Annotated in this window: 3 protein-coding genes; all 3 read left to right on the top strand. The window is 39.5% G+C overall.

What is annotated here, in order from left to right; translation table 11 throughout:
* Window positions 1-139: 139 nt before the first annotated feature.
* The 3 genes from mobC (at window position 140) to WFH18_RS16905 (ending at window position 4,167) form a co-directional block, all read left to right on the top strand.
* Window positions 140-514: a plasmid mobilization relaxosome protein MobC gene (gene mobC, locus WFH18_RS16915; protein WP_180082768.1), complete on the top strand. Its 375-nt coding sequence runs from the start codon at window positions 140-142 to the stop codon at window positions 512-514.
* Window positions 511-2,415 (top strand): relaxase/mobilization nuclease domain-containing protein, encoded by a 1,905-nt coding sequence (locus WFH18_RS16910; RefSeq protein WP_336755323.1) that lies wholly within the window; start codon window positions 511-513, stop codon window positions 2,413-2,415. Before mobC ends, WFH18_RS16910 begins: the two co-directional genes overlap by 4 nt.
* A gap of 378 nt (window positions 2,416-2,793) precedes the next feature.
* Complete coding sequence (locus WFH18_RS16905) at window positions 2,794-4,167, top strand: replication initiation protein (protein WP_336755322.1); 1,374 nt, start codon at window positions 2,794-2,796, stop codon at window positions 4,165-4,167.
* Window positions 4,168-4,479 lie beyond the last annotated feature (312 nt).

The following is a 4,479-nucleotide window of genomic DNA, read 5'->3' as shown; positions in this document are numbered from 1 at the left end:
TACCGTGTCTAGAAGCAAGGATACACAATAGGTACTTTTTCAAATAACTACGTTATTTTCAAAGTACCTATCGTGACCTTGTTCAGGGGGACAAGCCCCCCGAAACCCCCCAACCGCCTAGACCCAACATGAGGTGACTATGGCAGAAGAACATAAACACGAAATTCAGTTTGAAAAGAAGAGACCAGTTAGAACGAAAGTTGTGAAAGTGACTTTGTTCGATTCAGAGTTCAAACTTTTGGAAGATAAAAATCCGTACAACTCTGTAGCAAAGCTATTGAGAGAGTCAGCTTTGAAAGCTGTTAAACAAGAAGAAGTACATACAAGTACATATTCAAAACTTGATCGAGATTTCATTCTTGAATTAAGTCGCATCGGTACGAACATCAATCAAATTTCAAAAGCGATAAATATAAATATTGCTAGAGATGAACCATTGGATGCAGTGAAGTTACTTCATTTGTTGATTGGTATTGATGAAACCTTGAAGCAACTCAAGGAGTCAGTTAAATGATTGTCGAATTTTTCAAGCGTGGTACAGGCGGATCTACAGGCCCGATAGATTATTTCCTTGGAAAAGATCGGAATCGAGAACATGCAAAAATACTATCAGGTGATTTAGAAGAAGTTGCAGAACTCATAGACAGCTCACCTTACGTAAAAAAATATACAGCAGGGTGCTTATCCTTTTATGAGGATGACTTATCAGATGCAAAGAAAAAAGCCTTGATGGCAGCATTTGAAAAAACTCTTTTCCCCGGTCTTACGCCTGATCAATATCGAATTGTTTGGATTGAGCATAAAGATAAAGAAAATGCAGAAACTGGAGAGAAGCGTTTAGAGCTTAATTTCTTAATTCCAAACGTAGAGATCACCACAGGCAAACGCCTACAGCCATTTTATGCAAAAGCAGATTTGAATCGAGTCGATGATTTTAAAAGTATCGTTAATTACAAATATCAGCTTTTTGACCCTGACGACCCTATCAATCGGCGGTCAGTAAAAATCGCAAAGAACTTACCACAGGACAAAAAAGATTTTATTAGTGCCATGAATACAGAAGTTGCTTTGGCAGTCACGGAGGGTTTAGTCCGTGATCGAGAAAGCCTTAAATCATGGATGACTGAAATTGGTCTAGAAATAACCCGAATCACTAAAAATCAAATATCAGTCAAAAATCCCAATAATCCAGAGAGTAAACCCATCCCGCTAAAGGGCGAATTTTATGAGCAGAACTTCCGACATTCTGAGCAAAGCGCAGAGCTTAAGAGAGAAGCATCAGAACGATATAGACGAGAAGCTGACAGCAGATATGCAAACTGCATTGAAAGATACAAAAAGCTTTGTGAATCAAAGAGTGAATATCATCTCGAACGATATGCAACAAGAGATAGAACAGACTCAAAAGAACTTACAAGACAACTTGAATCACAAAACAACAACCCTGCAAACCAACATAGACAAGATGGGGCAGAGCGTGAGCGAGGACACGAAGAAGATGCAAGAGAGCTTACAGATTCAAATACAGAGCTTGAAAAAGGACTTGCAGACGTTAAACGCATTGAGCCAAGCCACAGCAGAGCAAGCGAAGCTGAAAAAAGCCCTTTTTTCATCGAATATAGTCCTAGCTTCGATAGCACTTATTTTTCTTATTTCGAGCATTTGTCTAGGTTACGTCAGCAAGAGCAAATACAGCGACATAAACGAGATGCAGAAGAAAGTCGAGTATCTGAAATCGAAAGGGGGGAGCATGAATATCAGCAATTGCGACAACCAGTTATGTATTCAAATCGACACGAGCAAACCGAACTATCAGGATGGATTCCGAATAGTGAAGGAGGTCAATTAAATGACGTTAGAAGCACAATTATTGAAAATTATCGAAGATCAACAGTTTCAGTTGAAGCAACAACAGCAAGCACAAGAAGAAGCTCTACAGCTTATACAAGCACAGTCAGCGACCATCAACGAATTGAAGCAATACACGCAAACTTTAAACAACAAGCACAACGAAGCAGTGAAGATAGTGCAGAAATATCAGCAAATAGTGCGAGAACTATCAGAGCAAACTATCTCAGCAACTTTTTCACAAGATGTACAACAGAGCTTGCAAATACAGTTGCAGACACGTTTAAACGATTTAGTGAAGAACTTGCAGATAGAGAACCAGGTCCGCAGGCTGATCAAACAAGAAATACCGAATTTAGTGCAAGCAGAGATAGATCGACAATTGAAGCCAATCGCCCTACAGATGAAAGAGAAGTTCGACTCAGTGAGCAGTTATCACGAAAAATTTCAGGATTTAGTACAGGAAATATCTTCACGGCTTTAGATGTACTTGATCAAAGAAAGGAGCTGCAACGAGCGCAAGAGCGGAAAAATGACAGGGGGTATGATTCACCAAGTCCATTTTGACCCTTTATTTTTTTGCGGAGCATTGCAAATGCAATGCTGTCCTCAAAAAAAAAGTGTCTTAATTTTGAACAAATTGCAGGTTTTGATGTGGTAACGAACTTTTTTTGCTGAAATTGCATCAATGAGAACGTGAATTTTAAAAAAAATGTATTTTAGAGGTTCGCCATTTGTTGCATTGAACAACAAACAGTTGTAACGTGCTTTTAACAGATTCTTTTTAATAAAAACTCGATTCTCAGGTACAAAAAAAGACCCGAAAAAATTCTTTGGCGAGAATGGGTCTTTTGATGTACGTGTTGATCACTTGCGAGAACGTCAACATGCTTAATCATTATAGCAGTCAAAGACCACTCCGCAAGCCATCTAAGGGCTTGTGCGATGCAAATTAGTTCAAATCATACAAATATTTCACCAAATTCGTATTTATTTATTGATAAATCAGAACAAATTGCTGATTTACAAGAAGCTCTTGCCCTTTTTGACAAGTGCTTATCACCACTTGCACCGCATTGGGTTAGCAAAGATACACTGAACCACAAACCGAAGCATTTACGCCTACGCAAAGGTAAAAACTCACCACGAGAGAGAGATTATTTTGATTTCATTACACCAAGTGAGCGTTCGGAATATGGTTATCTCCGATATGCTTCAGAGTTTTGGCTTGGTACTTTTGTTATTGATATTGATGCAAATGTCGCAAGCAAAATTGAGGAAATAATCAGATTAAACCCTGATTTACCTTTGCCTAATCTGATTGTCAAAAACCCTGTAAACGGACACGTTCAGCTCTATTACTGTCTGCGAAATTCAGTCTGCATTGATGAAAAAAATAAACGCTATAGCAAGAAAGCGGTTGTGCTATTGAATGCAGTAAAAACACGCCTGAAAGAGCTTCTCAACGGTGATTTTGCACATAGAAATTCAGTCGCCAAAAATCCGCATAGCAGCATGTGGCGAGTATCTACTATGCGAGTACAGCCGTATCAGCTTGCTGAACTTGCGAGAATCACACGTATATATGAGCGTCCAGTGATACGCCCTATGCTATTCACTCCAAATTCAGCGAAAGCGGTCAAATTAAGCAAAAATATAACAGTAGGGGAGCGTAACAATTGGCTGTTTGAAACAGTACGGCATCACGCTTATAAGTTGTATTTCAAACATGGCGAGGACTGGACAAAACGCCAGTTTATGTCTTGCTTGTTTGATTTCATGAATAAACTCAATCTTGAGAAGTGCGAAACACCACTGGTTGAGCGTGAAGTGCGTGAAATCTGCCGGAGTATTACCCGTTTTTGTTATGAGCGTTATAGCTACTCTGAAAACACTAACGATGTGCTACGCAAGATCGCAAAACAGTTAGGCAAAAAAGGTGGAGCAGCAAAAGCTAAGTCATACGCAAAACAACGCAGAAAAGCCCTCTCGCTGCATCGCAAAGGCTTATCTGTTGCTGAGATTGTAAATACTACTCAACTGTCTAAATCTACTGTCTATGCGCTAATTAAGAAGCATAAAAGCCGCATTCAGAAAAACAGAAAATCAGTAGCAGTTAAGCCAGGTCTAAAGCAGAAATCTGTTTTTCCAAATAGCTATCAGTATGGGGTCTGTTCTTGGCCGCCTGTTCCGTATATATCTCAGCAATATTGCGGAGCAAGATTGCTTGTAATGGGTTTAAAACAATCTTTTTATACGTTTATAAGTTTTATTATTAGTGAGCGTCAGGAAGTTGTGGGCAAAGTTAAACGTTGTTGATAATACCTGTGGGCAACTCCGTATAAATCTCTGATTTATGCGGAGTTGTCCATCAGGTTTATCAATAAATCACGTTTAACGGTCGCTTGCGATTGTCCACATCTGACTAGCTCTTGCGTCATCTGCTTCTAAGACACGTTCGCCTTTGCATGTGTTAAACCAGATTCCTGAAGTAATCTTGTTTAACACATAGCAAGATGCTACCGTGTCTAGAAGCAAGGATACACAATAGGTACTTTTTCAAATAACTACGTTATTTTCAAAGTACCTATCGTGACCTTGTTCAGGGGGACAAGCCCCCCGAAACCCCCC

Origin of the sequence: Acinetobacter sp. USHLN143, from assembly GCF_037145695.1 — a bacterium.
GTDB classification, from domain to species: Bacteria; Pseudomonadota; Gammaproteobacteria; order Pseudomonadales; family Moraxellaceae; genus Acinetobacter; species Acinetobacter fasciculus.
This window is presented reverse-complemented; position numbering and strand designations above follow the sequence as displayed.

Coding starts and splice junctions, on each gene's coding strand:
- mobC (WP_180082768.1), top strand. CDS start 140: ATGGCAGAAGAACATAAACACGAAATTCAGTTTGAAAAGAAGAGACCA.
- WFH18_RS16910 (WP_336755323.1), top strand. CDS start 511: ATGATTGTCGAATTTTTCAAGCGTGGTACAGGCGGATCTACAGGCCCG.
- WFH18_RS16905 (WP_336755322.1), top strand. CDS start 2,794: ATGCAAATTAGTTCAAATCATACAAATATTTCACCAAATTCGTATTTA.